This window comes from Actinomadura sp. KC216 (genome assembly GCF_004348535.1).
In the GTDB taxonomy this organism is placed as follows: Bacteria; Actinomycetota; Actinomycetes; order Streptosporangiales; family Streptosporangiaceae; genus Spirillospora.
Map to the genome: position 1 here is coordinate 1 of NZ_SMJX01000594.1, position 1,938 is coordinate 1,938.

General features: G+C 73.3%; 3 protein-coding genes. All 3 read left to right on the forward strand.

The features are described 5' to 3' along the window. The first annotated feature begins 35 nt into the window (after positions 1 to 35). The 3 genes from E1264_RS42320 to E1264_RS42330 are packed head-to-tail and all read left to right on the forward strand — an operon-like array spanning position 36 to position 1,884. Positions 36 to 458 carry a hypothetical protein gene (locus E1264_RS42320; RefSeq protein WP_132183179.1) on the forward strand — a complete coding sequence of 141 codons (423 nt, stop codon included), beginning with the start codon at positions 36 to 38 and terminating at the stop codon, positions 456 to 458. After that, the gene (locus E1264_RS42325; protein ID WP_132183181.1) at positions 455 to 1,684 is read left to right on the forward strand and encodes a DNA cytosine methyltransferase; all 1,230 of its coding nucleotides are present in this window, start codon (positions 455 to 457) and stop codon (positions 1,682 to 1,684) included. The genes E1264_RS42320 and E1264_RS42325 overlap by 4 nt, the downstream gene beginning before the upstream one ends. Then, positions 1,681 to 1,884: a hypothetical protein gene (locus E1264_RS42330; protein WP_132183183.1), complete on the forward strand. Its 204-nt coding sequence runs from the start codon at positions 1,681 to 1,683 to the stop codon at positions 1,882 to 1,884. The genes E1264_RS42325 and E1264_RS42330 overlap by 4 nt, the downstream gene beginning before the upstream one ends. Positions 1,885 to 1,938: the final 54 nt, after the last annotated feature.

Consider the following 1,938-nt stretch of genomic DNA (forward strand, 5'->3'; position numbering starts at 1 on the left):
GCCCCGAACGAGGCCCGAAAAGGAGCACACCCATCATGACACTGCCCACCCCCGAACCGGTCGACTTCCCGCCCGCCGAGCACTGGCCCACGGGCGCGCCGCCGGACTGCCCCACCTGCGAGCGCCCCACCGAGGTGGTGTTCATCGGCCCGGCGACCCTTGCCGACTTCACCGAGGTCAACGTGTGGCGCTGCCGCGCCTGCCCCGCCGACTGGTACATCCCCGTCACGCGCTGGCCCGTCACCAACGGCCCCAACTGCCCCTACTGCCACGACCAGGGCACGTGCTGGGCCGCGCACGCCCCCGACGTGCCCGGCGACCTGTGGAGCTGCGAGGACGGGCACGAGTTCGTCCTCACCCACGAGGGGATCGTGATCACGCCCGGCAACGAGGACCTGTCGGAATGGGCGCCGGTGTGGCCGCGCTCCCGGCGCGACCGGCGGGACGGTGACGCATGACCGCGCCCGTGCTGTCCCTGGGGTCGCTGTGCACCGGGTACGGCGGCCTGGACCTGGCCGCCGCCGAGGTGCTCGACGTCGAGCCCGTATGGGTCGCCGACCCCGACCCCGGCGCCGCCGCGATCCTGGCCCACCACTGGCCGGACGTCCCCAACCTCGGCGACATCACCGCCGTCGACTGGACGGCCGTCCCGCCGATCGACGTGGTGTGCGGCGGCTACCCGTGCCAGCCGTTCAGTCTCGCCGGACACAGGAAGGGAACCGCCGATGACCGGCACCTCTGGCCGCACATCGCGACCGCGCTTCGCGTACTACGACCCCGCTACGCGATCTTTGAGAACGTCGCAAGCCACCTTCGAATTGGGTTTGCCGACGTCCTCACCGACCTTGCCGACCTCGGGTTCGATGCGGAATGGATCACTCTTCGAGCGTCCGACATCGGCGCCGCCCACCAGCGCAACCGCCTGTTCGTCCTCGCCCGCGCTGCCGACCCCCAGGGCGCGGGACTCCAAGGGCCGCGGCTACCAGGACGGGCTACCGGCGGTGGTGGAGCTGCTGCCCACGCCGACGGTGTCGGAGACCAACGGGACCGGGCCGCCGGACTCCTCGCGCAACGACACGCTACGGGCACAGGTGGCACTGCTGCCGACCCCGCGAGCATCGGGGAACGAGAACCGGCAGACCCGCCGGACCCCGTCACAGCAGGCGGGCACGCACGGCCTGAACCTGGCCGCCGAGGTGTGCAGCCTGCTGCCCACCCCGCGCGCGACCCGGGGCGGATCGGCGACCGAGACCGCGGCGCTGCTGCCGACCCCGCGCGCGACGGACGGGACGAAGGGCGGCCCGAACCAGCGGGGGACCTCGGGCGATCTGATGCTGCCCTCGGCGGTAGCGCAGATGTCGACTGGGGCGCCTACCGGCCCGCCATCGACCGATGGGCCCGCATCATCGGACGGGCAGCTCCCGCTCCCCGGCTTCCCACCGGACGAGGCGGCGCCGACCAGCTGAACCCCGCATTCGTCGAATGGCTCATGGGTCTGCCGGCAGGCCACGTCACCGCCGTCCCCGGCCTCACCCGTAACCAGATGCTCAAAGCCCTCGGCAACGGCGTCCTCCCTCGCCAGGGAGCCGCCGCCCTGGCGGCACTGCTGGCGCGCCTCACCGCCGGGCGCACGCTGGACGACCGCACCCACAACGCCATGCCCGCCGGGAGCGATGCCGCATGACCGGCATGATCGGGCGCCGCTACCTGGACCCCGGCGACCGGCTGTCAGGACGCAAGGACCCCCCGGAGGTCGTCACGGTGCTGGCCCGCTGGGGGACCGGCGCCCGACCCCGCAACGTCCTGGTCCGCCGTCCCGACGGATCCCGCGCCGTCATCCCATTCTCGCGCCGTCTCCGCCGCCTGAACGGAAACACGCCATGACCGACCCCGCCCCGCCGCCGCGGCCCGGCGCCGGTGTGCTGGTGCGCTACGCGC

Coding starts and splice junctions, on each gene's coding strand:
- E1264_RS42320 (WP_132183179.1), top strand. CDS start 36: ATGACACTGCCCACCCCCGAACCGGTCGACTTCCCGCCCGCCGAGCAC.
- E1264_RS42325 (WP_132183181.1), top strand. CDS start 455: ATGACCGCGCCCGTGCTGTCCCTGGGGTCGCTGTGCACCGGGTACGGC.
- E1264_RS42330 (WP_132183183.1), top strand. CDS start 1,681: ATGACCGGCATGATCGGGCGCCGCTACCTGGACCCCGGCGACCGGCTG.